General features: G+C 68.0%; 24 protein-coding genes. 12 read left to right on the top strand and 12 right to left on the bottom strand.

What is annotated here, in order from left to right:
- The first annotated feature begins 93 nt into the window (after positions 1-93).
- Together DIZ26_RS21000 and DIZ26_RS20995 are read left to right on the top strand one after the other, a co-directional pair.
- Positions 94-933, top strand: a complete 840-nt coding sequence (locus DIZ26_RS21000) for a TIGR03560 family F420-dependent LLM class oxidoreductase (protein ID WP_112244022.1) — start codon at positions 94-96, stop codon at positions 931-933.
- 116 nt (positions 934-1,049) lie between these two features.
- Positions 1,050-1,349, top strand: a complete 300-nt coding sequence (locus tag DIZ26_RS20995; RefSeq protein WP_112244020.1) for an MGMT family protein — start codon at positions 1,050-1,052, stop codon at positions 1,347-1,349.
- A 280-nt stretch (positions 1,350-1,629) separates the two neighbouring features.
- Here the strand turns inward: DIZ26_RS20995 and DIZ26_RS20990 are convergent, their stop codons facing one another.
- The 4 genes from DIZ26_RS20990 to DIZ26_RS20975 all read right to left on the bottom strand — a co-directional run bounded on the left by DIZ26_RS20990 (position 1,630) and on the right by DIZ26_RS20975 (position 4,697).
- Positions 1,630-2,322, bottom strand: a complete 693-nt coding sequence (locus DIZ26_RS20990) for a DUF6624 domain-containing protein (protein WP_157979770.1) — start codon at positions 2,320-2,322, stop codon at positions 1,630-1,632.
- Positions 2,309-2,779 carry an HIT family protein gene (locus DIZ26_RS20985; RefSeq protein ID WP_112244016.1) on the bottom strand — a complete coding sequence of 157 codons (471 nt, stop codon included), beginning with the start codon at positions 2,777-2,779 and terminating at the stop codon, positions 2,309-2,311. Before DIZ26_RS20985 ends, DIZ26_RS20990 begins: the two co-directional genes overlap by 14 nt.
- Before the next feature lie 110 nt (positions 2,780-2,889).
- The gene (locus tag DIZ26_RS20980) at positions 2,890-4,338 is read right to left on the bottom strand and encodes an MFS transporter (protein ID WP_112244014.1); all 1,449 of its coding nucleotides are present in this window, start codon (positions 4,336-4,338) and stop codon (positions 2,890-2,892) included.
- Positions 4,335-4,697: a MarR family winged helix-turn-helix transcriptional regulator gene (locus DIZ26_RS20975; protein ID WP_112244012.1), complete on the bottom strand. Its 363-nt coding sequence runs from the start codon at positions 4,695-4,697 to the stop codon at positions 4,335-4,337. The genes DIZ26_RS20980 and DIZ26_RS20975 overlap by 4 nt, the downstream gene beginning before the upstream one ends.
- Before the next feature lie 231 nt (positions 4,698-4,928).
- On the opposite strand from DIZ26_RS20975, the gene DIZ26_RS20970 reads away from it, so the two are divergent.
- The 3 genes from DIZ26_RS20970 (at position 4,929) to DIZ26_RS20960 (ending at position 13,497) form a co-directional block, all read left to right on the top strand.
- Positions 4,929-6,851 (top strand): sensor histidine kinase, encoded by a 1,923-nt coding sequence (locus DIZ26_RS20970; protein WP_112244010.1) that lies wholly within the window; start codon positions 4,929-4,931, stop codon positions 6,849-6,851.
- 156 nt (positions 6,852-7,007) lie between these two features.
- A complete protein-coding gene (locus tag DIZ26_RS20965) occupies positions 7,008-10,157 on the top strand; it encodes an ATP-dependent helicase (protein ID WP_232828492.1) in 3,150 nt (1,049 codons plus the stop codon).
- 115 nt (positions 10,158-10,272) lie between these two features.
- Positions 10,273-13,497 carry an ATP-dependent DNA helicase gene (locus tag DIZ26_RS20960; protein ID WP_112244008.1) on the top strand — a complete coding sequence of 1,075 codons (3,225 nt, stop codon included), beginning with the start codon at positions 10,273-10,275 and terminating at the stop codon, positions 13,495-13,497.
- Between the two features lie 241 nt (positions 13,498-13,738).
- Here DIZ26_RS20960 and DIZ26_RS20955 read toward each other — a convergent pair whose 3' ends face one another.
- A complete protein-coding gene (locus DIZ26_RS20955) occupies positions 13,739-14,269 on the bottom strand; it encodes a Uma2 family endonuclease (RefSeq protein WP_232828491.1) in 531 nt (176 codons plus the stop codon).
- A 117-nt stretch (positions 14,270-14,386) separates the two neighbouring features.
- Here DIZ26_RS20955 and DIZ26_RS20950 point away from each other — a divergent pair, with 117 nt between their 5' ends.
- Both DIZ26_RS20950 and DIZ26_RS20945 read left to right on the top strand, forming a co-directional pair.
- Positions 14,387-15,334 (top strand): sigma-70 family RNA polymerase sigma factor, encoded by a 948-nt coding sequence (locus DIZ26_RS20950; protein WP_157979769.1) that lies wholly within the window; start codon positions 14,387-14,389, stop codon positions 15,332-15,334.
- 103 nt (positions 15,335-15,437) lie between these two features.
- A complete protein-coding gene (locus DIZ26_RS20945) occupies positions 15,438-16,118 on the top strand; it encodes a GOLPH3/VPS74 family protein (RefSeq protein WP_112244490.1) in 681 nt (226 codons plus the stop codon).
- 61 nt (positions 16,119-16,179) lie between these two features.
- On the opposite strand, the gene DIZ26_RS20940 is transcribed toward DIZ26_RS20945, so the two are convergent.
- Positions 16,180-16,557, bottom strand: a complete 378-nt coding sequence (locus DIZ26_RS20940; RefSeq protein ID WP_232828490.1) for a hypothetical protein — start codon at positions 16,555-16,557, stop codon at positions 16,180-16,182.
- 197 nt (positions 16,558-16,754) lie between these two features.
- Positions 16,755-17,468: a purine-nucleoside phosphorylase gene (gene deoD / locus DIZ26_RS20935; protein WP_112244000.1), complete on the bottom strand. Its 714-nt coding sequence runs from the start codon at positions 17,466-17,468 to the stop codon at positions 16,755-16,757.
- Between the two features lie 43 nt (positions 17,469-17,511).
- Here deoD and nudC point away from each other — a divergent pair, with 43 nt between their 5' ends.
- On the top strand, positions 17,512-18,435 hold the full coding sequence (gene nudC / locus DIZ26_RS20930) for an NAD(+) diphosphatase (RefSeq protein WP_112243998.1): 924 nt from the start codon (positions 17,512-17,514) through the stop codon (positions 18,433-18,435).
- Here the strand turns inward: nudC and DIZ26_RS20925 are convergent.
- The 4 genes from DIZ26_RS20925 to DIZ26_RS20910 form a co-directional block, all read right to left on the bottom strand.
- The gene (locus tag DIZ26_RS20925; protein ID WP_112243996.1) at positions 18,418-19,017 is read right to left on the bottom strand and encodes a hypothetical protein; all 600 of its coding nucleotides are present in this window, start codon (positions 19,015-19,017) and stop codon (positions 18,418-18,420) included. The two genes, nudC and DIZ26_RS20925, sit on opposite strands and share 18 nt — an antisense overlap.
- Positions 19,018-19,142: 125 nt before the next feature.
- Positions 19,143-20,072, bottom strand: coding sequence for a LysR family transcriptional regulator (locus DIZ26_RS20920; RefSeq protein ID WP_198676197.1), 930 nt, complete (start codon positions 20,070-20,072; stop codon positions 19,143-19,145).
- Between the two features lie 52 nt (positions 20,073-20,124).
- Positions 20,125-21,681 (bottom strand): alpha/beta fold hydrolase, encoded by a 1,557-nt coding sequence (locus DIZ26_RS20915; RefSeq protein ID WP_112243992.1) that lies wholly within the window; start codon positions 21,679-21,681, stop codon positions 20,125-20,127.
- A gap of 39 nt (positions 21,682-21,720) precedes the next feature.
- Entirely contained in the window at positions 21,721-21,960 is a 240-nt protein-coding gene (locus DIZ26_RS20910) for a mycoredoxin (protein WP_112243990.1), read from the bottom strand.
- A 112-nt stretch (positions 21,961-22,072) separates the two neighbouring features.
- On the opposite strand from DIZ26_RS20910, the gene DIZ26_RS20905 reads away from it, so the two are divergent.
- The 3 genes from DIZ26_RS20905 to DIZ26_RS20895 all read left to right on the top strand — a co-directional run bounded on the left by DIZ26_RS20905 (position 22,073) and on the right by DIZ26_RS20895 (position 25,419).
- Entirely contained in the window at positions 22,073-24,199 is a 2,127-nt protein-coding gene (locus DIZ26_RS20905) for an ATP-dependent DNA helicase UvrD2 (protein WP_112243988.1), read from the top strand.
- 587 nt (positions 24,200-24,786) lie between these two features.
- The gene (locus DIZ26_RS20900) at positions 24,787-24,981 is read left to right on the top strand and encodes a hypothetical protein (RefSeq protein WP_112243986.1); all 195 of its coding nucleotides are present in this window, start codon (positions 24,787-24,789) and stop codon (positions 24,979-24,981) included.
- Positions 24,982-25,131: 150 nt separating this feature from the next.
- Positions 25,132-25,419 carry a WhiB family transcriptional regulator gene (locus tag DIZ26_RS20895; RefSeq protein ID WP_112243984.1) on the top strand — a complete coding sequence of 96 codons (288 nt, stop codon included), beginning with the start codon at positions 25,132-25,134 and terminating at the stop codon, positions 25,417-25,419.
- 433 nt (positions 25,420-25,852) lie between these two features.
- On the opposite strand, the gene DIZ26_RS20880 is transcribed toward DIZ26_RS20895, so the two are convergent.
- Complete coding sequence (locus DIZ26_RS20880) at positions 25,853-26,392, bottom strand: NUDIX hydrolase (protein ID WP_112243978.1); 540 nt, start codon at positions 26,390-26,392, stop codon at positions 25,853-25,855.
- 32 nt (positions 26,393-26,424) lie between these two features.
- On the opposite strand from DIZ26_RS20880, the gene DIZ26_RS37945 reads away from it, so the two are divergent.
- A complete protein-coding gene (locus DIZ26_RS37945; protein WP_198676196.1) occupies positions 26,425-26,592 on the top strand; it encodes a hypothetical protein in 168 nt (55 codons plus the stop codon).
- Positions 26,593-26,700: the final 108 nt, after the last annotated feature.

Raw genomic sequence — 26,700 nt, 5'->3', positions numbered from 1 at the left:
GCACCGATTATCGCCGTCGCACGCCGTCCACACCTCCGTCGTACCGAGGTAATGTGCGAGGCGGCGGTAAGCCTTTACCTTGGAGGAACTGCGATGCGGTTTGCGATCAAGACCAGGCCCGAGCACACGACATGGCAGCAACTGCGCGACGTGTGGATCGCGGCCGACGACTTCGAGATCTTCGAGTCGGCCTGGCACTGGGACCACTTCTACCCGCTCACCGGCGACATGGCCGGCCCCAACCTCGAAGCCTGGACGACGCTCGCCGCACTGGCTCAGGCGACGCAGCGGATCCGGGTCGGCTGCCAGGTCACCGGGATGATCTACCGGCACCCCGCCGTACTCGCGAACATGGCCGCGACCACCGACATCATCTCCGGCGGCCGGCTCGAACTCGGCATCGGCGCCGGCTGGAACCAGATGGAGTGCGACGCGTACGGGATCGACCTGCCGCCGCTGAAGGAACGCTTCGACCGTTTCGACGAGGGCGTCCAGGCGATGATCGCGCTGCTGACGGAGAAGGTCGCGAACTTCGACGGCGAGTACATCAAACTCACCGACGCGTACTGCGAGCCGAAAGCCGTCCAGACCCCGCACCCACCGATCACCATCGGCGGCAAGGGCCCCAAACGCACCCTCCGCGCTGTAGCCCGCTGGGCCCAGCACTGGAACGTCATCGTCGCGAATCCCTCCGAATGGACCCCGCTGAAAGAGATCCTCGTCGCCCACTGCGCCGACCTGGGCCGCGACCCCGCCGAGATCACCTGCTCGGTCAACGTCCGTATCGACCCGGACGAGCCCCTCGACAAGGCAGTAACCGAGGCAGCGGCGTACGGCGAAGCAGGCGTCGACCTGGTCGTCATGAACCTCCCCCTCGACTCCCCACCCGCAGCCGTCGAACCCCTCGCCAAAGCCCTGGCCCCACTCGCCTGACCTCAGCCGCGCCTTCTCGGCGGACACCTTTGTCGGCGCCATCTTCGGGGTCGCTCGTTTGACCCGTACGCCGCCCGCGCACCGATTCTGTCGGCGCGGGCAGCTACCTTTTGTCCGTGGACAGGGAGGAATACGTCGAAGCAGTCCTGCTCGCCGTCGAGTCGATCCCACCCGGCAGCGTCGCGACCTACGGCGACATCGCCACCTACGTAGGCCAAGGCGGCCCCCGCCAGGTCGGCGCCATCATGCGCGAGTACGGCGGCGGCGTCCCCTGGTGGCGCGTCATCCGAGCCAGCGGCATCCCCGCCGAAGAAGTCGGCGACACCCAGCTAGAACTCCTCCGCGGCGACGGAGTCCGAGTAACCAACGGCAAAGTAAACCTCAACGCCGTCCGCTGGACCCCAAACGACGACTGACTTCGTACTACGAACAGCCCCCGCGCAGCTCCTGCGTCGCTGCTCCCACCCGCCCGTTGGCGGCGCTCCTTCGTCGCGCCTAGCTGCGCAGCTCGCGGACGTCGCTCAGCTGGACCTTGATGCGTACGAGCCCGGATCCGGCACTACTCGCACTCACCCAAGCCAGCGGATCGACCAGAAGCAACAACCAAACTTCAGCGCCCACGATTCGACCGAGTCAGGTCATAGCGCCAACGCTCGCGCGCCAGTCATCCCACACGGCCGGGAGAACTTCAGCACCTCAGCGGTCCAGCGCCGGCCACGGCTCCGGTAGGCCGGGGGCGATGGGCGACAAGGGGTCGCCGAATGCCCGTCGGCGGACGTCCTCGGCCAATGGGAGCAGGCCGATCTCGCCTCGGCGGCGATCGACGGCGCGGAGATCGAGGGGACGGCTGAAGATCGGCTGACCATCGACGACGGAGTACGCGGACGTGAGTACTGCGAACTCCGGTGGCTCGTCGGCGCGTGCGTGCAGGTTGTCGGCTATGTGCGCGAGGTGGCGAGGGTGCGCCTCGCCGATCGCCGCGGCTTGCTCGAGGAGCGGGAGGCAACGCCGCTGGAACGCCAGCAGCTCCGGCGTACCGACAGTGGGCACACCGGAGCCGCAATGCTGGAGGATGAGCCATGCCGCGTCGGCCCCGTCCTCGCCGACGAGCGACCTGCCCGGCCATTCGCCGTACTGCGTGATGATGTGACCCAGTCGCTCGGCGTTCTCGTGAACGACGGTGATCACCCGGCGCACCGTCGCCGGTGCGGTCTCCGGCGGTCGCCATTCGAGTAACCCGTACGGCCAATCGATGCTGCCGGACGCTTCCGGTCGCGCAGCGAACTCAGCGCGGTACTCGTCCGCCGACGCGAGGTACGCGCGCACCGCCTCGCCGTCGGTGGTCATCCGGCCGATCAGCTCTGCTCGCAGTCCCTCATCCCTTCGCATCAGCGAAGTACCTCCGCAGCTTGTGGCTGTACGGCGCGCGCTCGTCCGGAGTCGCCGGGGTTGCCAAGTGGCGAGTGTTGTAGAGATTGTCGTCGGCATAGCGAGGAAAGACGTGGACGTGGAGGTGCCACACGTCCTGGTACCCGTCGGGCTCGTTGTGCTGGCGCGTTGAGACGCCCGTGCAGCCGTACGTCGAACGAATCGCGATCGCGACCTCGCGGACCAGATCGTGTACTGCGTACCCGTCGGCGGCGGGCAGGTCGTACAAGTTCTCGTGGTGAGCCCGCGGAGCGACGAGCACGTGGCCGCGGTTGTTGGGCCACCAGCGCGACGACACGAACGCGAACGCCCGCGACGACTCCAGCACCACATCGTCGCGCGAAGTCAGCTGATCCTCCCCGCCTGCCGCCACCAAACAGAACGGGCACCGATAGCCAACCGGCTCATGATTGAACACACGAACTCCGTTCAGGTGAACTGCCAGCCTGCCACGTCCCGGCGACCAGCTACGGGCGCCACAGCATCGGTCAGCCGCCAGGCCGGTTGGCGCGGCGCGACGGGCGCCGGCTATCGACTCGACCGGTCCTCGCGCTGCGCGTCGGTCGGCGTGGTGTCGCGGGAGTGGAGGCGGGCGAGGGTGAGGCTGGTGATTGTTGTGATTGCCATCGCCGCGGTGCCAACCAGTGCTGCGGTTGTGTAGGCGCCGTTGGTCGGGAAGAGCCGGCCCGGGTTGGTGCCGGCGGCCAGGACCAGGCCTCCTGTGGCGCTGCCTAGGGAGTAGCCGACGCTGCGGACGACGTAGTTGAAGCTCATGGCGCTCGACGTTTCGCTCTTGGGGGTGACGGCCAGGATGACGCCGGGCATGGCTGCCGAGAAACTGCCGACGCCGAAACCGAGGACGCCCATCGCCGCGAACAGTTCGAGCAGGTTCGAGCGCGCTGCTGCGAAGAGGACGAACCCGGCGCCGACGACGACGGCGCTGCCGGCCAAGAGCAGGGGGCCGTTGATCCGCTTACGCACCCGAGGCGTGAGCTTGCCGGCGACGAATCCCAGGACAGAGAACGGGACGAGAACCAGCCCGGCGACGAAGGTGGTCAGGCCGAAGCCGTAGCCGGCGCTGTGTGGCGTTTGCGCGTACCGGGTGATGAGCGTGAGCAGGAGGTACATGCCGATCCCGCCGACGAACATGGCGAGGTTCGCGCCGGCGACCGCCGGGTGCCGTACCGCGCGGACGTCGACCAACGGCGTCTTGCTGCGAAGCTCGGTGAGGGTCCAGACGCAGAGCAAGAGCACAGCAACGACGGCGAGGACCACCGCGAGGACCAGATGATGGCTCCACAGACTCGTCTCGCTCGCGAGGAACAGAATGAGGAACAAACCACCCGCGAGAAGGAGCGCTCCCGCCATGTCGAAATGGGCGGAGCGGCCCTCAGGGGCTTTGGGTACAGAGCGCCAGGCGGTCACGAAAGCGACGGCGGTGACGACCAGGCCGAGGCCGTAGGCGACGCGCAGCCCGCCGAACTCCGCGAGCAGCGCGGCGAGAGGATAGCCAACACCGGCCCCGATGATCGAGACCACCGAGATCAGGGCGATGGTGGGCGCGCTGCGCTCCTCGGGGAGATGGTCGCGGGCCACGCCCATCATCAGCGCCGTCAGACCGAGCCCGACGCCTTGGGCCGCCCTCCCGACGAGCAGCCACGCGAACGGCAACGGCAGCACAGTGAGCGCACTGCCGGCGACGACGATCGCCAGCGTGGCGAGAATCGTGGCCCGTCGATGCGGGCCGGCTCCGAGCCGGCCGAGGACGGGCGTCGCGACGGCTCCACTCAGCAGCGCGATGGTCAGCGTCCACTGCGCGTTGTCGAGTGAGACGTGGAACGTCGTCGCCACGCTGGTGATGAGCGGCGTCCCGAGGCTGGCGACTGCCGCCACGACCAGCGCTATGAACATCAGGGCGGGCACCAGCAGCCGCGTTGCGGAGTGCTCGGGAGTCGTGCTCGTCGGCTGCCCGGTCATTGCTTCGGCTCTTCTCGCTCTTGGCTGTCGAGCGCTGCGAGATGTTGCAGCGCCGGAAGTGCTGCTGCGAGCGCCTCGACCTCGTCGTCCTCGAGTTGGTCGATCAAGCGGACGAACTCGTCGACACCCGCCCGGCGCCGCGCGCGCACGTACGCCGTACCGGCCTCGGTCAGCGCCACCAATGTGACCCGCTTGTCGGCCGGGTCGCCTCTCCGCTCGACCAGTCCGGATTCCTCCATCACCCGAACCAGGACGGTCATCGCGGGCTGGGTGACTCCCTCGCGCACGGCCAGATCGGTGATTCGTCGTGGGCCGGTCCGGTCCAGAGTGGCCAGGGTGGAAGAGGAGGTCAGGGTCATCTCACGGGGACTGCGTCGCACAGCCTTGAGGGCCAGTCCGTAAAGCGCTGCCCCGATGGCAGTGGAAGGGCGACGAGCAGGTTCTTGTCGGCTCACCTCAGGAACATAACCGATTTATATGAACGATTTATACATCCGCCAAGGTGAACCATCGCACACCTCGACCCGCCAGGAGTCGGTATCACTCTCAAGAGTGACGGCCTGGGCCTGGTCGGGCCACAGAATGAAGAGGTGAACGAAGCGATCGCGCCGGTACGGCGAGGGCACGGAGCCCGGCTGATGGCAGCGATCAGCCGCCGGGTGGTTCGCGACGCCTTTACGCTGGACGTCCTGCTGGCGATCGCCGGGCTCGCCGTCACCCAGGTGCGGATCATCCAGTCCCAGCACGGCTGGCCGTACGCGCCGATCGCGCTCCAGGTGATCGTTGCGGTCGCGCCCGCGCTGATCGCGATCCGCCGCGTGGATCCGGTGCTGGCCTCGGCCGGTCTGGCGCTCGGCGCCTACACCTCGCTACTGCTCGGAGAGACCGACTGGGTGCTGCTGATCGGCTGCACGCTCGCACTGTGGTCCCTGGCCGGCCGCTGCCGGGCTGTGCCCACCGTCGGCGTCACGGCGGTTGTCGCCATCGCCCCGCTGCTGGCCTCTAGTTCCATCGGGATCCTGGCCTGGGACCTGTACCCGGAGATCTTCCAGGAGTTCACGAGTCCGGACGGCTCTCACGGGTCGACTGGACGGACCCCATCAGCGGTCTACGACCAGATCGCCAACATGTCCTGGCCCTGGTGGGTCTCGGCCGCACTGGCATTCGCGGGCCTGGCCGGGCTGGCCGCTCTGCACCGGTGGAACCGGCCGCGAGTGCTGGCCACCACCGGCGAACGCTTTGACGACGTACGCCGGGTGCTGGGCGAGCCGGATCACGCAATCGCTGTCGATCTCCTGCTGGCTACGGCGATGGCTTCACTGCTCCTGATGGACATCTGGCACGGCAAGAGCCTCGGCAACTGGTGGACCGCTCCGCACTGGATGCAGTACGCGATCGGGTTCGCACCATTCACACTCGTACTACGGCGGCTCTGCCCCGAGGTGCCTGTCGTCGTCATGGCGGCGGCCGGACTGCTGACCTACTGGCAGACGGAGGAGCGCTGGACGCTCCTGATCGCCCTCGCGATCGCGCTGTACACACTGGCCGTCCTCCGCCCACTGCCGGTCGCGTTGCCGGTGGCAGTCGTCGCCTTGGCGGCTCCACCGATTGTCGCGGCTACAGCCGGCTTCGGTCTGATCTCCACGCTCTTCCCGGTGGTCCGGAACCGATGGTTCCCATCGGAAGGGCTCGAGACCAATTGGGACTACCAAGAGCTGGTCGGCCGGCAATGGCCGGTCACCCTCTCGGCGATCCTGCTATTGCCGGTCTGCCTCGGCGTCGTCGGCCGGCTGTACCAGCGGACCAGGGTCGCGCGGCTGCGTGAGGTCGAGCTCGAGGAACAGAACCGGCAGCGCGAGGAGACCCAGATCCTGCTCGAGGGGCGCTCCGAGATCGCCCGGGATCTGCACGACGTGGTCGCGCATCACGTGAACCTGATGGTGATCCAGGCCGAGACCGGTCCTGACCTGGCCCAGCGTGACCTCGACGAGGTACTGGCCGGGTTTCAGCGCATCGGGGACGCCGGTCGCCGGGCTCTCGGTGAGCTGGACCGGATGCTGTCCGCGCTTCGTGACGCGGAAGGCCGCCCCGATCCGGCGCTGGCACCGCAACCAGGGCTCGACGAGATCGCTGAGCTCGCGAACGGCCTGCTGGAGCAGGGACTGCCGGTAGCGTTCGAGCTGCGGGGTGGCGCCGCCGGGATTCCGGACGGCATCCAACTCACGGCGTACCGGTTGGTGCAGGAAGCGTTGACCAACGTGATCAAGCACGCCGGGGCGAGCGCGGTCGAGGTGATTGTCGAGATCACCTCCGGCAACGGCGTCCGCGTGTGCGTCACCGACGACGGGACGGGCTTCGATCCTGACGGTGACCGGTCCGGGCGACACGGGCTGACCGGAATGTACGAACGGGTCCGGGTCCACAACGGGACCCTGACGATCTCCTCCACCCCGGGCTGCGGGACGAAGCTCAGTGCGTGGCTGCCGGTCAGTGAGGTCTCCGTCGGACGCTGAAACCGTCCGTATACCGGGAAGTCCGGTGCCCGCGGCCGGGTGTCGTCACGAATTGTCGGAAGCCTCTGATGGGATGGGGTGGTGGTCAGTAGAACAGGTTCTCGATACCGGCTGGTGAAGCCGGCCGGGCGTGTGGGCGAGCAGCACCCACGGCCCGTGCTGGATGCTGACCAGCAAGCCGTCGTGGACCACCCGGGTGGTCCACTTCTCGTTCTCGCCGGCCCTGGTACCGGCAAGACGACGACGCTGGTCGAGGCCGTCGTCGACCGTGTCAGCAATAGAGGGCTGAGCCCGGACCAAGTGCTGGTCCTCACCTTCGGACGCAAAGCAGCGACCGAGCTTCGCGATCGCATCACCGCTCGTCTCGGCCGGACGACGCGCGTCATGCCGTCGATGACGTTCCACTCGTTCTGTTATGCCCTGCTCAGAAGATTCACGCCGCCCGACGCCTTCGACGTTCCGCTCCGGCTGCCGTCGGGTCCCGAGCAGTCGCTGCGATTGAGCGAAGCGCTGGCCGGCAGCCGCGAGGTCGGTATGACGAAGTGGCCGAGCAGCCTGCACCCGGCGCTCAAGACGCGCGGCTTCACCGACGAGGTGCAGGCCGTGATCGGCAAGGCCCGGCAGCTCGGGCTCGACCCGGAGGACCTGTCCGCGATCGGGCAGTCGGCGAGCCGTTCGGAGTGGGTCGCGGTCGGCGACTTCTTCGAGGAGTACCTGCAGATCCTTGACCACGAGCAGGTGCTGGACTACTCCGAGCTGATCCACCGCGCGGTCATCCTGGCCCAGCAACCCGAAGTACAGGCCAAGCTCCGCGAGGAGTTCAAGGTCGTCTTCGTCGACGAGTATCAGGACACCGACCCCGGTCAGACTAAGCTGTTGCAGGCGATCGCCGGCGACGGCCGTGACCTCGTCGTGGTCGGCGACCCCGACCAATCGATCTACACCTTTCGCGGCGCCGACGTCCGCGGCCTGCTCCGCTTCACCGACGAGTTCCGTACTGCGTCGGGCGACCAGGCAGCCCAGATCGCCCTGGCAACAACCAGAAGATTCGGTACGACGCTGTTACGCGTCTCCCGCAACGTCGTCAACCGCCTGGGCGTGCCCGGCACCCTCGACCGCGACACCTTCGACCGGTTCCGCAACCCGGATGCCAGCAGTTGCGTGTTCGGGCCGGGAAAGGTCGAGGCCAACCTCTACTCCACCAGCGGTGCCGAGCTCGAGCACATCGCCGACCTGCTCCGGCGCGCCCACGTGCAGGACGGCGTCGGCTGGCACGAGATGGCCGTCCTGGTCCGCTCGGGCACCTGGTCGATCCCACCGCTACGCCGCGCGTTGGCGGCCGCAGGCATCCCGGTCGACATCGCCGGCGACGAGTTGCCCTTGTCGCGCGAGCCCGCAGTACGCCCCATGTTGCTCGCCTTGAGAGCTGTCGCGGATCCAGTCACGTTGACAGTCGACGTGGTCCGCGCGCTGGCACTGTCCCCACTGGGCGCGATGGACGCGGGGCAGCTTAGGCGACTGGCCCGCGTACTGCGGAAGCGCGATCGCGAGGCCGCCAATGGTCAACGGTTGCCGCGATCGTCCGACGAGCTGCTCCGCGAAGCTCTGCTCAACCCGCTGCTCCTGGACGAGCAGGCCTCACCCGCCGAGGCGAGGTTCGTCGCGCTCGGCGAAAGGTTGCTCAAGGCAAGGAATATCCTGATGGCCGGGGCCGCGCCGGACGAGGTGATGTGGTCGTTGTGGTCCGAGTCGCCCTGGTTGCGCCGGCTTCGCGGTCAGGCCAACAGCGGCGGTGAGACCGCCCGCGCGGCCAACCGGGACCTCGATTCGCTCTGCGCGTTGTTCGATGCCGCCAGCCGGGCCGAGGAGCAGGTCGGATTCAAGGGTGTCTCGGCGTTCCTCAGTGAGCTCGAATCGCTGGAGATCGCCGCCGACAACCGGTTCGACGCGACGTACCGGGAAGCCGGTGTACAGTTGATGACGGCACACCGTTCCAAGGGCTTGCAGTGGCGGCTGGTCGTCGTGGCCAGCGTGCAGGAAGGACAGTGGCCCGACCTCCGGCGGCGCGGATCCTTGCTGGAGCCCGACAGGCTCGGGCCAGACGGCCTGGTCGAGCCGTTGTCGGCGGGCGCGCTCCTGGCCGAGGAGAGACGGTTGTTCTACGTCGCGATCACCAGAGCCCGCGAGCGGCTGATCGTCACGGCGGTGCAGGCGCCGGAGGCCGACGGCGATCAACCGTCCCGATTCCTTGCAGAGCTCGACATTCCTTTGAAGTTGGTCGCCGGACGGCCACGTAGACCGTTGTCACTGTCCGGTCTGGTCGCCGACCTGCGCTGTGTGCTTTCCGATCCGGCCTCGTCGCCCGCGTTGAAGCGCGTAGCGGCGGACAGGCTCGCCCAGTTGGCCGACGCGGTCGACGAGCGCGAGTATCCGCTGGTCCCGACGGCGAATCCCGAGCGCTGGTGGGGCGTGCGCGAGCGGACCAGATCGGAGCGTCCGGTCGCGAACCCGGACAAGCCGGTGCCGCTGACCGGAAGTGCCCTGACGACGATCGTGGATTGCCCGCTGCGCTGGTTCCTGCAACGTCGAGCGGGCGGCGAAACCCCCAGTACGTCGGCGATCGGGTTCGGCATGGTGCTGCACACACTGGCGGACGCGGTTGCCACCGGCGCGTTGCCGCCGGAGATCGACGAGCTGAACGGGTGGCTCGACAAGGTCTGGACCCAGCTGGAGTTCGAGTCGACCTGGATCTCCGACCGCGAGCGGGTCGAGGCCGAGGACGCGCTGCGCCGCTTCGTCGCCTGGCACAAGGGTCGGCCGGACCGCAAACTGCTCGGCACCGAGGTCGAGTTCGACGTGCTGCTGCCCGACGAGAACAAGCCCGCCGTCCAGGTGAAGGGCCGGATGGACCGCCTGGAGCAGGACGGCGACGGTGCGATCCGGGTGGTCGACCTGAAGACCGGCCGGAACATGCCGACCAAGCCGGCCCTCGCGCGGCATGTCCAGTTGGCGATCTACCAGCGCGCGATCACGTCCCGGCAGATGAAGGCGCTCGGAGACGACCCGCGCAGCGGCGGAGCCGAGCTGGTGCAACTGCGCCATGACGACATCGGCCTGCCGAAGGTGCAGAGCCAGGCACCACTCGAAACAGACGACGACGGCCGCACGTGGCTGGACGAAGCCGTGGAGGAGGCTGCGGACATGGTCCGCTCGGAAGAATTCGTTGCCAAACGCAACGACGGCTGCAGTCGCTGCGACGTCCGCGGCCTGTGCCCGATCCAGCCCGAAGGCCGGGAGATCGTCTGATGCGCCCGTTCGATGCTGCGGGTGACAAGCGAGTAGGTGCTTTCTTCTCTCACCAGCCTTGGCGGGGTGCGACGACCGACGCAAAGCTCACCTCGGCGGCTGAGCGGAGCAGCCGGTGACCCGGGCGAAGCTCACCTCGACGGCTGAGCTGTGCGATCTTCTCGAGATCCCGTTCAGCGATCAGCAGTTGCAGGCGATCACCGCGCCGCTCGCGCCGGGCGTGATCGTGGCCGGCGCAGGGTCCGGCAAGACTACGGCGATGGCTGCCCGGGTCGTCTGGCTGATCTGCACGGGGCAGGTCCAGCCGGAGGAGGTGCTCGGGCTGACCTTCACCAAGAAGGCGGCGAACGAACTCGACGTACGGATTCGCGACGACCTCACCAAGGCCGGTGTGCTCGGATCGACGCTGCCGCCTGACCAGCACCCGATTCTCGCCGCGCACCTGCGCAGCAACCTCGACGCCTGGCAGACCGAGGAGGCCGGCGAGCCGGTCGTCTCGACGTACCACGCCTTCGCCGGCACCCTGATCGCCGAGCACGGCCTGCGGCTCGGCCTCGAGCCCGACGTCCGGGTGCTCGCCGACGCAACGAGGTACCAGCTGGCGGGACGCGTCGTACGCCGGTCCGCGGGGCCGATCCGCTTTGCGTCCCACCACGTGCCGACCCTGGTGAACAGCCTGCTCTCGCTCGACGGCGAGCTTGCCGACCACCTGATCCGGGCCGATGACGTGCGGGCTCACGACGAGGCGGTCCGGGCCGAGGTGGCGGCCGCGCGCAAGCAGACCGTCGACGTGAAGAAGCTGGCCGAGACCGCGCTGAAGCGCAACGAGATCCTGCAGTTGGTCGAGGAGTACCAGGCATACAAGGCCGAGCGTGGTGTCGTCGACTTTGCCGATCAGATGGCACTCGGCGCGCGGCTGGCCGAGGAGTGCCCGGAGGTCCCGCTGATCGAGCGGGCGCGGTACAGGGTCGTGCTGCTCGACGAGTACCAGGACACCTCGGTGTCGCAGCGGCGGATGTTGACCGCGCTCTTTTCCGGCGGCGGTCACCCGGTCACGGCGGTCGGCGATCCCTGCCAGGCGATCTACGGCTGGCGCGGCGCGTCAGTGGCAAACCTCGACGAGTTCCCCGAGCACTTCCCGAACGCGGACGGTACGCCGGCGAGGCGCTACGTGCTCAGCGTGAACCGTCGATGTGGCAGCAAGATCCTGGCGGCGGCCAACCAGCACGCCGCCGAGCTGTACGAGCAGCATCCCGGCGTGATCCCGCTGGAGGCACCGGAGAACGCGCCCGAGGGAGCGATCACGGTCGGTCTGTTCGAGACGCGGTCGCAGGAGATCGAGTGGGTCGCGGACGCGATCGTCGCCGCGCACAAGACCACCAATCGCCGGTGGAAGGACATCGGCATCCTGATGCGGACCAACACCGATCTCAGTGCGGTCCACGAGGCCTTGATCTCGCGGAAGGTGCCGGTCGAGGTGGTCGGCCTCGGCGGATTGCTCGCGCTGCCCGAGGTGGTCGATGTGGTCGCCACGCTGCAGGCCGTCAACGACCTCACGGCGAATGCGGCAATGCTCCGGATCCTGACCGGCCCGCGGTACCGGATCGGTCACCGCGATCTGGCCTTGCTCGCGAACCGCTCACGCATCCTTGCCGACGCAGGAGATCGCCCGGCCGCCGACGATCTGGTCGCGGCGCTGGACGCAGCCGTCGCCGGGATGGACTCGACCGAGGTGATCTCACTGGCCGAGGCCGTGGACGACCCAGGGCCGGAGGGTTGGGGATATTCAGCGGAGGCGCTCTCGCGGTTCCGCGAGTTGTCGACGGAGTTGCGTGACTTGCGCGCGCACGCCGGTGAGCCGCTGCTCGATCTCGTCCGCCGGGTGATCAGCACGATCGGCCTGGATGTGGAGCTCACCGCGACGCCCGATCACGTGGACTCCGGCCGGCGTGATCACCTGGCGGCCTTCCTCGATGCCGTGGGCAACTTTGTCTCGACCGAGTCGGACGGGTCGCTCGACGGGTTGCTCGCCTACCTGGCGGCCGAGGAGGAGTACGCGGCCGGCCTCGACCTCGCCGTACCGAGTGAAGCCGACTCGGTGAAGCTGCTCACCACGCACCGGTCGAAGGGGCTGGAGTGGCCGGTCGTGTTCGTGCCGACACTGGTGCAGAAGGTGTTCCCGTCGGATCGCGGCCGGGACAAATGGACCACCAACGCGAAGGTGCTGCCCTGGCCGCTTCGCGGTGACGCCGACACGCTGCCCGACTTTCACGACCTGTCGAACGCCGGGTTGAAGGCGTTCGCCGACGAGTGCAAGGAGGTCAACTCGCTGGAGGAACGCCGGCTCGGGTACGTCGCGTTCACCCGCGCGAAGGAGTTGCTGGTCGCCACCGGGCACTGGTGGGGCCCGACGCAGAAGCGCCCGCGCGGACCCTCGCAGTACCTGGACGTGCTGAAGCAGCACGCGGGGGAGCGGGTCATCTCCTGGGCGGAGCAGCCTGAGCTGTCCGAGGAGAATCCCGAGTTGGCCGAGCAGACCCAGGCGCCCTGGCCCGCGCCGTACGACGCGGACGCGTACCAACGGCGGCTCGAGTCGGTGGCGCTGGTGCAACTGGCCCGCGCCGAAGGTCCGTCGCTCGACGCGGAGGAGTCGTTGCTGCTGGACGAGCAGGCGACGGTGGCGCGCTGGGACTCCGAGCTGGAGCGATTGTTGTCAGAGGCAAGGGAAAGCCGGAGCCGGCAGGCGTACGACGTGGAGTTGCCGGCCTCGTTGTCCGCGACGCAGGTGATGCGGCTGGCGAAGGATCCGGACGGTCTCGCGTCCGAGCTGGCCCGGCCGATGCCGCGCAAACCCAACCGGGCGGCGCGTTTCGGCACCAGGTTCCACGCCTGGGTGGAGAGCTACTTCGGCCAGCAGTTCCTGATCGACCCCGACGACCTGCCCGGCGCGGCGGACGAGGGGATCGTCGACGACACGGATCTGACCGAGCTGATGGACGCGTTCCGGGTCGGCCCGTACGGCGAGAAGATGCCGTACGAGATCGAGGCCCCGTTCGCCCTGTCGATCGGCGGCCGGGTGGTCCGCGGCCGGATCGACGCCGTCTACCAGGTGGTCCGCCCGGACGGCTCCCGCGGCTACGAGGTGATCGACTGGAAGACCAGCCGCTCCGAAACCGCCGACCCACTCCAGCTGGCCATCTACCGCGTCGCCTGGGCCGAACTCCTCGGCATCCCCGTCGACCAGGTCACCGCCGCCTTCTACTACGTCCGCACCGGCGACGTAGTCCACCCCGAAAACCTCCCCGGCAAACAAGCCATCATCGCCTTGCTGAACAACTAATCCACCACCTCCGCACGCACAATCCGCACCGGGGACGGCAGCGTGGCTTCATATTCCTCGTCGCCCTTCACGGTCGCTCGCTCCTGGTAGACGCACGCTTGAGCAAGGCGAACTCGCCGCTGTCGGGCGGACAGCTACTCCAGGCCGTTGTGCTGTGGGGCATACGGACAGATTCAGCAACGTCAGGGAGGCATAGGGCAGTTCTCCAAATGCCCCAGGTTGCCCCGGGGCGCCCCATTTTTCAGCTCATCAGTTGCGTGGGGGAGAAGCTGACGGAGAAGGGAAAGTCCGTCTCGAAGCGCTCGTCGGAGTGGGCGACTGTGTGGCAGGTGTAGGTGTTGTCGGTGAGGTGGAGGACGGTGAGTTCGTGGTTGTCGGGGTCGAGGAGCCAGTACGACGGGACGCCGTACTGCTCGTAGCGGGCGCGTTTGAGGACCACGTCCGTGACCCGCGTGCTGGCGGAGATGACTTCGACGGCGAGCAGCGGAGGACGTACGACGATTTGCGGGCCGGCCTCGTCGCGGCGGCAGACCATCAGGTCTGGGCGGAGCGAGACGCCAGGCACCGGCCGGAAGTCGAGCGATCCGACGGTGACCAGGAGCTCGGCCGGGCAGGCCTGTTTCAGCCGGACCAGTAACCCGACCACCGCGGTGTGGTGGATCGGCGGTTGAGCGCCGGTCACCAGCAGCTTCCCGTCCAGCACCTCGTACCGATGCCCACCCCTCCTGGGCATCGCGCCGGCCTCCGCCGTTCGCAGCTCTCCGCTCGTCACCCGACAAGCTTGGCGGATTTCGGTCGAGACCCGCGGAAGTTATCCACAGCCGGATCCGTCCGTATCTTCCGGGCGTCTCCACCCGTCGGTAGAGGTATGACGGTTCAAGATGTAGCTGTGACCACCGAACTGGATCTGCCCGCGGTCCGAGCTGCCAGGCAGGCCCGGAAGGACTTCCTCGACCGGCTGGAGCCGCTACGGAAGGACCTCTACGCCTACTGCCGCAGGCTGGCCGGGAACGCCTACGACGCGGAGGATCTCGTCCAGGAGTCGCTCGCGCGAGCCTTCAACCAGGCCGCGCAGGCCAACGCGCCGATCCAGAACCCGCGCGCCTGGCTGTTCCGGGTCGCCACCAACACCTACGTCGACGGCTACCGCAAGCAGCTCCCGGTGCCCAGCGAACTCCCCGAGCAGACCGCGCCGCCCACTACCGACCCCATCGAGGTCCGCGACGCCTGGAGAGAACTGGTGACACTGCTGCCCCCACAGGAACGAGCCGCCCTCGCACTGAAGGACCTGTTCGGCTTCAGCCTGGCAGAAGTGGCCGACGTACTCCGAACGAGTACCGGCGCCGTCAAGGCCGCCCTGCATCGCGGCCGGACCCGCCTGGACGCTCCCGACCGCGCCGTCTCGCTCCGAGGCCGGGCGGAACCGGATCGGCGGCTCCTGGACGCAGTGGCCGACGCGTTCACGGCGTACGACGTACCGCGGCTGACATCGCTGCTGCTGGAGGATGCGGACAGCGAGATCCTCGGCATGCTGAACGAGTACGGCGCGGAGCAGATGCGCGACGGGTCGATCGAGCACACCCTCGACCTGACCAAGCCGTACCGCTACACCGCCGAGGTGGTCGACCTCTGGGGCGAAACCGTGCTGGTGATTCGCCTCGTCGACAGTGATGGCAGGGCCTCGGTGAACGACCTGATGCGCGTGGTGGCGGAGGACGGCAAGGTTCGCTCGATCAGCTGGTACTACTTCTGCCCCAACTTCCTCACCGAGGTAGCTGCCGAGCTGGGCGAGCCGGTCACCCTCAACGGCCACCGCTACCCCGACGGCAAGCACTGAAGCGCTACCGCGACCTGCGCCGAGTAACAGTCTTGCGGAGGATGCAGTGACTAATACCTATGGTTGATGCCCGCCTAGGCGCGTCGGCCGTACGTTGGACGGCATGTTGATTGCAGAGGACCTGCTGTTGCTGCTGTACAACGACGAGAGCGGCAAGCCGATCACCGGTAACCCCGGACTGGACTACTCACTCGCGGGCGCTGTGCTGATCGAGCTGACCCTGCTGGGCCGCGTCGACATCGCCCTAGCAGGTGACGACGTCAAGGAAGGCCGGCTGAAGGTCCTGGACACGTCGTCGACCGGCGACGCGATCCTGGACGAGCGACTGGCGATGCTGGCGGAGAAGTCGGGCCAGAAGCCCAAGAACCTGATGAGCAAGCTGTCGAAGACGCTGCGTGATCAGATCCTCGCCCGGCTCGTGGAGCGCGGCGTGCTGGAGGCGGACAAGGGCCGCGTGCTCGGGCTGTTCCCGGTCACCCGCTGGCCGGCGAAGGATGCGCGGCACGAGGCAGAGGTCCGTACTGCGCTGGAGAGCGTGCTCAAGCTCGGTACCCAACCGGACGAGCGCACAGCCGCATTGATCGCCTTGCTGAACGCCCTGAACGTGGTGCCGAAGGTCATCACCGATGCCGTCGACAAGAAGGCGCTCAAGCGCCGGGCCAAGGAGATCGCCGAGTCGGAGTGGGCCGCGGAGGCCGTGCGCAAGGCGGTCCAGGACATGCAGGCCGCGATCACAGCCGCCATCGTCGTCAGCTCCAGCGCAGGCGCCTCAGCCGGCTCCTGACCAGCGGGCCGCAGTACAAGGAGGTGGAACCGCTGGTCAGTAGCGGTTCCACCGTCCTGTGTCATTCAGCGGTGCAGTTGGCCTTGCAGAGCTTGTCCATCAGGCTCAGGGACGCGCCCGGCTCCTCGGTGTCGATCTCTGCCGAGTAGTCGACTTGCCAGTCACCAGCGGACATCTGTCCGCTCGTCTTGCCGTTCTGCTTCGCGAACCAGTCGGTGATCTCCTGGCTCTGACCGATGTGCGCGATATCGAGCGCCTGCGGCAGCACCTTGGCAATAGCCGCCGACGCCGTCGCCACCGGACCAGCGGAGTGCAGTGACACCACCGGCGGCCGCGGGTGATCACCCGTGAGCACCCAGACGGCTGCGGGCCCCGAAGTACAGATCGCGTACGTGCCGTCGTTGCTGCACTTGTAGCCCGCACTGGCCAGACCGGCCACGACAGCCGTCGCCTTGATGGGCGCTGTCGAGCTCTCCGTAGCCTTGTCGGTCGGCTGGCTGGAGCTTGAGCCGGAGCTGGGCTGGTCAGAGGCAGGCGCGGTAGTGGCCGGCTTGTCGGCGGAGGTGGACTTGTCGCTGGAACAGGCCGCAGTACCGGCGAGCAGGGCAGTGCTCAGCAGTACGGCGCCCCAGCGGTTCAGACCGGCACCCCGATCGCTGCGTCGAGGGCGATGGTGATCATCTCGGAGAAGGTGGTCTGGCGCTCCTCGGCGCTGGTCTCCTCCTTGGTGATCAGGTGGTCCGACACGGTCATGATGCCGAGCGCGCGGCGTCCGAACTTGGCGGCCAGCGTGTAGAGCGCCGCTGCCTCCATCTCGATGCCCAGTACGCCGTACTCCGCCGTACGCGACACCAGGTCGGGACGGTCGTTGTAGAACAGGTCACCGGAGAACACCTGGCCGACGTGCACGTTGAGCCCCGCGGCCTCGGCGGCGTCGGCGGCGGCGCGCAGTAGCTGGTAGTCGGCGGTCGGCGCGTAGTCGATGCCGTGGAAGCGCAGCCGGTTCATCTGCGAGTCGGTGCTGGCGGACATCGCCACGATCACGTCGCGGATCTTCACCTTCTCGGTGAGCGCGCCGCAGGTACCGACCCGGATCAGCGTCTGTACGTCGTACTCGGCGAACAGCTCGTTGGCGTAGATCGAGGCCGACGCCTGACCCATCCCGGAGCCCTGGACGGAGACCTGCTCACCCTTGTAGGTGCCGGTGAACCCGAACATGTTCCGGATCTCGGTGTAGCAGATCACGTCGGACAGGTAGGTCTCGGCGATCCACTTGGCCCGCAGTGGGTCGCCGGGGAACAGCACGCGCGGTGCGATCTGCCCCTTCTCGGCGGCGATGTGAATACTCATGCCGGGATCCTCCCATGGGTGCCGGTCGAGATACGTTGAGGACGTGGCTTACTCGATCGCTCCCGGCTCCCTGTCGCTGTCCCGCTCCGTACTAGACCGTGCTGCCGACCGGCGGCGCGACGTGGAGTGGCTGGAGAAGGCCTGGGCGGCCGGTGATACGCAGGTGACGCTGGTGATGGGCGACAAGCTCGCAGTGGAGCCCGACCGTACGTCGCTGCGCCTGGTGCCGCCCGCTGCTGCGCCTGAGGGGGTGCGGATCTTCCTGGGCATCGACCGCGTCGCCGGGGCCGGGCAGACGGCTGACGGGCGCGCTGTCTTCGCAGTACTGGTCGACGGCGAGGCAGACGAGTCGTACGCCGGGCTGCGGGAGATCGGTGGCGTGCTGGACGACCGGGAGGCCGGGATCGCGGTCAACGTGGTCGGACTGTCCAACTGGCACGCCGTACACACGCACTGCGCCAACTGCGGCAACCACACCGAGGTAGTGGACGCGGGACACGTACGGCGCTGCCCCGTGTGCGGGCTGAGCCACTTCCCGCGCAGCGACCCGGCGATCATCGTGCTCGTCACCGACGACCAGGACCGCGCACTGCTCGGCCGCAACGAGGCGTGGCCGGAGGGACGCTACTCGACCCTCGCCGGCTTCGTGGAGCCCGGAGAGTCGCTGGAGGCCGCCGTACGCCGGGAGGTCTTCGAGGAGACCGGCGTCGTCATCGGTGATGACATCCAGTACGCCGGCAGCCAACCCTGGCCGCTCCCGTCCAGCCTGATGCTCGGCTTCTACGCGACCGCCACCGGCTACGACATCAACGTGGATCAGGACGAGATCGCCGAAGCCAAGTGGTTCAGCCGCGCCGACCTCGCCGAACTGGTCGAGGCCGGCACGATGGCCCTCCCCGGCAACATCTCCATCTCCCGCCGCCTCATCGAGGGCTGGTACGGCAAAGAACTAACCGGCAGCTGGTAAGCCCGACACCGCCGTCTGCGTCGCTTTCGACTCCGTCCTCAGGCTCAGCGCCAGCCAGCAGTACGACAGGCTCCACACGGTGAGGGCCGCGATCCCCAGCCCGTCGCTCGCGAAGAACCTGACCAGCAGGGCGACGACAAGGAACGAACCGTTGACCAGGAGCGGGAGGGCGAAGCGGGAGCCGGTACCTCGTAGCACCAGCCCGCCTCCGAGCGTGCCCACGACGATGACCAGCCCGCTGATCGCGTAGCCGACATTGAGTGCGGTGAGCACGGGCGCCTCGAGATCCGTACGGGCCACGAGACCGGACCACAACTCGCAGAGAGCGACGGCGACGGTCCCTGCCGCACCGACCATGGCGAGGGTGGAGCCCAGGCCGGTCGTACGCCGGGCCACCTCGAGGTAGCCGGCGAGGACCAGCAGGTGCGCGATCGCCAGAACCACCGACATCCACAGGAAGGCCGCCGGCTGGACCGGATAGGACCACGTGTGCGAGCCCTCGGTGGTCGTGATGCTGCCGAGCGAAGCACCTCCCACGAGCGGGAGAACTGCCCCGATGACGACCAGAATCCATGCGCGCATGACTCCACCCCTTCCCCGCCCTCAGCGGGCGGCCGATAGACCGAAGGTAGCCATCGGCGGACCGCGGAGTTGATCTGTTTCCGGGCGGGAAACAGGGCGCGGAGCCGGGTCGTGGATTCGCCGAGTCAGCGGTCGAGGGCCAGCGCCGCGCGCGAGATGGAGTCGGTGAAATCGGCCATCAGCTCGATCGCCGTCCGCAGTTCCGGGCGGACGTCGTCGCGGCGATGGTGGGTGTAGTAATAGGTCGGCGGGACGCCGGTGAGTCCGATGCGTTTGAGCTCGGGCGGCAGGTTCGCGGTCAGCGCGACCGGCACGACCGTCACTTCACGGCCGAGCAGGATCCGCTGGGCGACGTGGGCCGTGTTCGAGGCGTCGATCGGGACGAGGGTGGCTTCGGTGAGCGGGCGGACGTCGGCCAGGACGAACGGGAGCATGTAGTCGTCGGGCAGCTCCGGATTGAGCAGCATCGGCAGTTGGGCGAACTCCTCGACGGGGACCGTACGCCGGCGGCCCAGCGGATGGCCGGCGCTGACCAGGCCGACGCGGTAGATCTGCGACAGCCGCGTCGACTGCACCAGCGGCTCGGCCGAGGCTCCGAAAGTCAGCACGAGATCCACCGCGGAACTGAGCAGGTCAGGCTTCAGCCTGGGGAACGGGGTCGGCACTGACTCGACCGCGACGCCGGGATGCGTGTGCCGCAGGGCCAGCTCCAATGTCGCCAGCGCGGCGGGCAGCAGCGGTGCCACAACTCCGACACCGGCCGGCACCGCCAGTCTCAGCGTCGTGTCCGGCTCGCCCACTGCAGCAAACCGAGCCGTCTGTACTGCGCGCAGCAGCCCAGGCGCAACCTGCACGAACCGCTGCCCAGCGGCCGTCAGCCCAAGGAACCCACCCGAGTCCCGCTCGATCAGCGGTACGCCGAGGTCGGCCTCGAGCCGCTGGATCCGCTTGGTCACCGCGGAGACCGAGATTCCCAACGCCGCCGCAGCCCGCCCGAAATGCCGCTGCGCCGTCACCGCGACAAAACACTCCACGGCCCCCAGTTCAAGATCCACGCACCAAAGATCCCACCGCGGCACCCCTCATCACCACTAGCGGGCCGCGCGGTCAGGCGGGTGTTGGGATCGGCAGCGGGTGGCCGGGGACGGTGGTGTCGGTGGTGGGGAGGTTGCCGGTGAGGAGGTAGTGCGTGCCGATGGCGTTTGCTGCTGGGTTGACGGTGGGGTGGGGGTTGGCGAAGACGCCGTGCTTGCCGGAGTCCTTCTCGGTGACGAGGATCGAGGTGGGCAGCGTCTTGTGCATCTTCAGGGCGCCGGCGTACGGCGTACCGGGGTCGCCGATGGAGTTGAAGAGCAGGATGCCGGGCAGGTTTTTGCCGGTGATCTTGAGTGGGTGGTTGTTGTCGAAGGCCCAGTTCTGGCAGGCGCTGGCGCTGGTCCACATGTTGTACCAGGCGAACTGCGACGCCCGGGCCAGTTTGCCGGCGTCCTTTTCGTACGTCGATCGTTCGCGCGGCCAGGCCGAGTCGGCGCAGATCACCGACGTGAAGCTCGCGGTGGCTTGCTCTGCGTCAGCATCCAGGAAGGGGGCGGCGAAGTCGGTCACGAGGCTGTCGTCACCGTGGATGGCGTAGGCGCTGAGTGCTTCGGTGAACGGGATCCAGGCGGCTTCGGCGAACATCACGCCGTACGCGGTGCCGAGCAGTTCGCTGCCGCCGACGACTCCGTGTGGGGTGGTTCGGAAGTCGGTGAGGGTTTTGTTCCAGGCGGCGCGGACGGCTGCGACGGTGGTGCCGAGGTGGAAGACGTCGTCGTACTTCGCTACCCAGGTCAGGTAGTCGTGGTCGAACCGCTTCTGCAAGGCGGTCGATTGGGCCAGCGTGAGCTGGTACCACAGGTCTTTCGGTGTGGGGTCGACGTTGCCGTCGAGGATCATCCGGCCGACTCGGTGGGGGAACAGTTGTCCGTAGACGGCGCCGAGGTAGGTGCCATAGGAGAGACCTAGGTAGTTCAGCTTGTTCTCACCGAGTCCGGCGCGGACTGCGTCCATGTCTCGGGCGACGTCGACGGTGCCGAGGTGCGGAAGGAGTGCCTTGTTGTTGGCGTAGCAGCCGTCGGCGTAGCTGCTCCACAGGTTCCACAGCTGGCTGCGGCTTGCTTTGGCGTCCGGGTCCGGCTGTGGCGCGCTGAAGTGGTCGGGGGCCGCGCAGCTGACCGGCGAGGTCAGGAAGACGCCGCGTGGATCGAAGCCGATGATGTCGTAGGCGTCCAGTACGGCGGTGTCGAGGCGGGTGAAGCCGGTCGGGTCCGGTCTGGTCAGCGAACCGGCGTACGCCGCGCCGCTGATACCGGGGCCGCCAGGGTTCACCACCAGCGAGCCGATCCGCTGTGACGGTTTGTTGGCCGCGTGCTTGGACACCAGCACCGAGATCTTGGCGCCGTGCGGCTTCGCGTAGTCCAGCGGGACCGTCAACGTGGCGCAAGTGAGCGCAGGGTACGGCGTGGCGAGCTCGGTCGGGCACGCACCGAAGACCAGCGCCTTCTCAGCGACACCCGGTTGCGCGACGGCCGGCACCGGGGGTACGGCCAACGCAAGCACGGCAACAGCCGTGACAGCCACCTGCAGACCAGTTCGGCGACCACGCGGGCCGGGCATGAGAATCATCTGCCCGTACTACACCCGGCGCCCAGCCCTCGGTAAGTGTCAGGCGACGAGCTTGTCCGCGATTTGGGCGATGCTCGGGTTGGTCATCGCCGTGCCGTCGGGGAAGACGACGGTGGGGACGGTCTGGTTGCCGTTGTTGACCTTCTCGACGATCTTCGCGGCGTCCGGAACCTGCTCGATGTCGACCTCGGTGAACTCGATGCCGGCCCGCTTCAGCTGGCCCTTCAACCGGTGGCAGTAACCGCACCAGGGCGTCGAGTACATCGTGAATGCCGCCATCGTCGGCTTGCTCCGTCTCTCGTGAACGCCGGGCTGCGGATTCTGTCCGACGGCCCGTCTAGGGTGGCTCTACCTTGTATCCGAACCGCTGTAGTGGGAGTGCTGTTCCCGCATGTCTCAGTCCGTGAGCAACATCACGCAGGCCGTCGCCGGCCGGTCCGCCGACGAACTGCTCGAGGCCCTCGACCCCGAGCAGCGTGCCGTCGCGACCGCCTTGCACGGCCCGGTCGTCGTGATGGCCGGAGCCGGCACCGGGAAGACCCGCGCGATCACCCACCGGATCGCGTACGGCGTACGCACGGGCACCTACGACCCCGCCCGCGTGCTGGCCGTGACGTTCACCCAGCGCGCGGCCGGTGAGATGCGCGGCCGCCTCGCCCAGCTGGGCGCGAACGGTGTCCAGGCCCGCACCTTCCACTCCGCCGCGCTCCGGCAGGCGAGGTGGTTCTGGCCGAAGGTGTTCGGTGGCGAGCTGCCACCGATCATCGACCGGAAGTTCCCGCTGCTGACCGAGGCGGCCGGCCGCTGCCGGGTCCGCGTCGACACCTCCGCACTGCGTGATCTGGCCGGCGAGGTGGAGTGGGCGAAGGTGAGCAACGTCCGCCCCGACGACTACGCGAAGATCGCGCCGCAGTCCGGCCGGGCGCTGGCCGCGTTCGACCCGGCGACGATCGCGCGCGTCTTCGCGGCGTACGAGGACGTCAAGATCGAGCGCGGCCGGATCGACCTGGAGGACGTGCTGCTCTGCGCGGTCGCGCTGCTGGCCGAGGACGAGCGGGTCGCCGCCGAGATCCGCCGGCAGTACCGGACCTTCGTCGTCGACGAATACCAGGACGTCTCCCCGCTGCAACAGAGCCTGCTCGATCTGTGGCTGGGCGGCCGCGAGGACGTCTGCGTCGTCGGCGACCCCGCGCAGACCATCTATTCCTGGGCCGGCGCCGACCCGGAGAACCTGGTCCGCTTCGCCCAGCGCCACCCGTCGGCCGCGGTGATCAAGCTGGTCCGCGACTACCGCTCCACCCCACAGATCGTCGACGTGGCGAACAAGGTGCTCGACGCGGCCGGCCCGTCCGGCCTGCCCGGCCGGGTCACCCTGCGCTCACAGCGCGAGGCCGGCCCGACGCCGATGTACCGCGAATATCCGGACGAGGTCGCCGAGGCGGACGCCGTCGCCCGCGCGATCAGCCGCCTGCAGGACTCCGGTACGGCGTTGCGCGACATCGCCATCTTGTTCCGGACCAACGCCCAGTCCGAGAACTTCGAGCAGGCGCTGGCCGAGCGGAAGATCCCCGCCGTACTGAAAGGTGCCGAGCGGTTCTTCGAGCGCGCCGAGATCCGGCAGGCGGCGATGCTGCTGCGCGGTCAGGCGAAGGCCGGCACGGCCGCCGGCGACGACCTGGTCGAGACCGTCACCGGCATCCTCGGTGGCGCCGGCTGGAAGGCCGACCCGCCCGAGGGCAAGGGTGCGGTCCGCGATCGCTGGGAGTCGTTGGCCGCGCTCGTCACGATGACGTCCGATTTCGCCAAGGCGCATCCCGAGGCCGGGTTCGCCGACCTGATGGCCGAGCTCGACCGGCGCGCGTCGATCCAGCACGCGCCGTTGGCCGAGGGCGTCACGCTGGCCACCCTGCACGCCGCGAAGGGCTTGGAGTGGAGCTGCGTCTTCATCGTCGGCGCGCACGAGGGCACGCTGCCGATCAGCTACGCCCAGACCCCGGCCCAGGTCGAGGAAGAACGGCGGCTGTTCTATGTCGGCGTGACGCGGGCCAAGGACCAGTTGTCGGTCAGCTGGTCGACCTCGCGCTCACCGGGCGGGCGCGGTCAGCGCGGACCGACCAGGTTCCTCGACCCGATCGGGGTGCGCAGTTCCCGCGCCGCCGAGCGGGAGCCGTCGTCGGCGCGAGCCGGTACGCCGCGGTCGGTGCGCTCGGACAAGCCGATCCCGAAGTGCCGGGTCTGCGGCCGCGGTCTGCTCGAGGCGGCCGCCCGCAAACTCGGCCGGTGCGAGGACTGCCCGGGTTCGATGGACCAGAAGCTGTACGACGCCCTGCTCGAGTGGCGGGCCGAGCGCGCCGCCGAGGAGGGCATGCCCGCCTTCGTCATCTTCACCGACGCGACCCTGATCGCGATCGCGGAAACCCGCCCCACCGACGAACGCGAACTCCTCCGCATCCCCGGCATCGGCCGCACCAAGGTCTCGAAGTACGGCGAACCAGTAGTCAACATCTGCACCCGCTGACCGACTCCTCTCCCACACCCACCGCCTCGGGCCCCTTTTCTCCCACCCACTGCCCGCACCCGCAGCTCGGGCTCCTTTCTCGGGCCCACTGCCTCGGGCCTCTCCGGCGAGGTCTCGTGGCTCGCTGCCGTGCGCCGGATCCGGACCGCCACGCCATCAGTACGCGGCCACTGTCTCTATGCGTCGCCTCGCCTCCGCTGCCGGGCTTGCTCCACCCGCGACTACTGATGGCCTGGCGGTCCGCCCTGCGCGCAGGGGTAATTGCGTTGCGGGGTGTCCGGTGGGGGCGCATGGTGGTGGGGTGGCAGGTTCTGCTCAGGGCAGAGCTGGCAATTAGATGACAGAGGCAACGATCCCGGAGGGTGCCGGAGACGCGCCGGAGCGTGCCGAACGGTGCTCCGGAAGCAAGATCCGGACCTCGCGGCGGCAACTTCCGGCCAACTTCGCAAACTGGCGTTAAATAGTTTGCGGGCCCTGACGAGGTCGGCGTACTGTTCTTTCTGCGGTCGAGGTGTGGCCGAAAACTTCAAACCATAGCGATCGAGCTAACCGCCCGCTTCGCCACAACGAGAGGAGGTGCCTTGGAAATGATCACCATCAACCCGATGAAGCCGAACGGCGTCAGCGTGCCGTCGTGCGCCCAGATCCAGGGTGCCGTCCCGACGCGCCTGCACGCGTCCGTTGTGCTCATGGCCACCGGTTTCGCCCAGTTCCAGGGCGCAGCTGTGGGCGATGCGAAGTACGGCGGCGAGGGTTCTCGAGCATGGAGTCCACCGGTCTGACTCGAAGTCAGCCGGCACCTCCAAGGCCGCGGAACCCTCACCAGGGTCCCGCGGCCCTTTTGTTTGTCCGACACAGTTTTGTCGGCCACCACCCGGTGGTCGTCGAAGACAGCAAGAGAACAGCAAGACAGTCACTAGGAGGTGACCGGAATGAGCGTTAGCTTCCTCGATGCCTTCACCGAGGTTGCAACGTCGCAGGACCTGCCCTGTCGGTCCTACGCGCCAGAGCTCTTCTTCGCCGAATCGCCGGCGGACGTCGAGCACGCAAAGTCGTTGTGCACCACCTGCCCGCTCAAGGCCGAGTGCCTGGCCGGAGCGCTCGAGCGTTCCGAGCCGTGGGGAGTGTGGGGCGGCGAACTGTTCGTCCAAGGTGTTGTGGTTCCGCGCAAGCGGCCCCGTGGGCGTCCACGTAAGTGCGACACCGTTACCGCCGCCTGAACGACCTCATCCACCCGAATCGAGACGACAAACCATGAAGACCCAGACTTCACCCAGGAGAGTTGAAATGCATTTACTTCAAGAAGATCTCGCTCGTGCTCATTGTCGTTCCAAACTGAACGACGCGGAGCAGAACCGGCGCTTCCACCTGGCGACCCAGATCGCCCGGGCTCAGAAGCAGGCCGAGCGGGCCACCCGTCGCGCGGAGAGGGCCAGTGCAAGGGCACGCCTCACCCTCGCCCGGTTGGTCTGATCTACCACCACCCCCGGCACTTCTGACCAGGCGCCGGACACACTGAACGAGGGGCGGCATCCATCCGGATGCCGCCCCTCGGCACGTCCACGCCGGTACGCCGGTACGCCGTGTCGTCCTGCAGGCCCAGCCACAGGGAGGTGATCTCCCTGGCCGACCCAACCCTGAGGTCGAGCGGAGTCACGCCTTCGCGAGCAGTTCGGTCAGCAGCACCTGTTGCAGACCCACCAAGGTGATTCCGCTGACGATTTCCTGGCGCGCGATCATTCCCGGTATGTCGGCCAGCGGAACCCACTCGATCCGGTCCGATTCGTTCCGCTCGACCGGCTCCCCGACGTACGACGCGCTCGTCGCCCGGAAGACGTGATGCGTCGAGTCGATGATCCCCGCGCCTGGCTCGGAGCGAATCAAGGCGGTGAGCGCCCCCGGCCGCCACCCGGTCTCCTCCTCGACCTCCCGCGCCGCCGCATCGCTCGGCGCCTCACCCAGCTCCACGATCCCCATCGGCAGCTCCCACGCCCAGGTATCGGTCAGGAACCGGTGCCGCCACAGCAGTAGCACCCGCTGCTCTGCATCCGTGACGACAGCCGCAGCGACATCACTCAGCCGTACTGCGTCGTAGGCGACGCGCCGGCCGTCCGGCTGCTCGACGTCCAGACGGCAGACCCGCAACCACCGACTGCTCCACACCACTTCCTCACCGTGCACCAGCCAACGCATACGCCGGAGCCTAATTGTTCGATACTGGAAGCATGCCCAACGCAACGTGCTCCCTCTGCGGCCGGCAGGCCGAATCCGAAGAGGCGCCGATCACCTGGATGACCTCGCTCGAGAACGGCCGCAAGCTCCTGTACTGCGACCAGTGCGCCCGCGAGAACGTCCGCAGCATCGAGGGAAAGCTCGACAGCGCCTGGTGGTGAGCACGGGTCGACCCGTGCGGCGGACCGAGGCGCCGGCTCGGCGGGTGGTGATGAGGCCGAGTACGACATGCCTCGCCCGGCGTGAACCGGGGTGCCGCGGACCGGCGT

It is taken from the genome of Kribbella monticola, from assembly GCF_003261635.1.
GTDB lineage: Bacteria > Actinomycetota > Actinomycetes > Propionibacteriales > Kribbellaceae > Kribbella > Kribbella monticola.
Note: the sequence above shows the minus strand (reverse complement) of the source record. Positions and strands in the feature narration are given on the sequence as shown.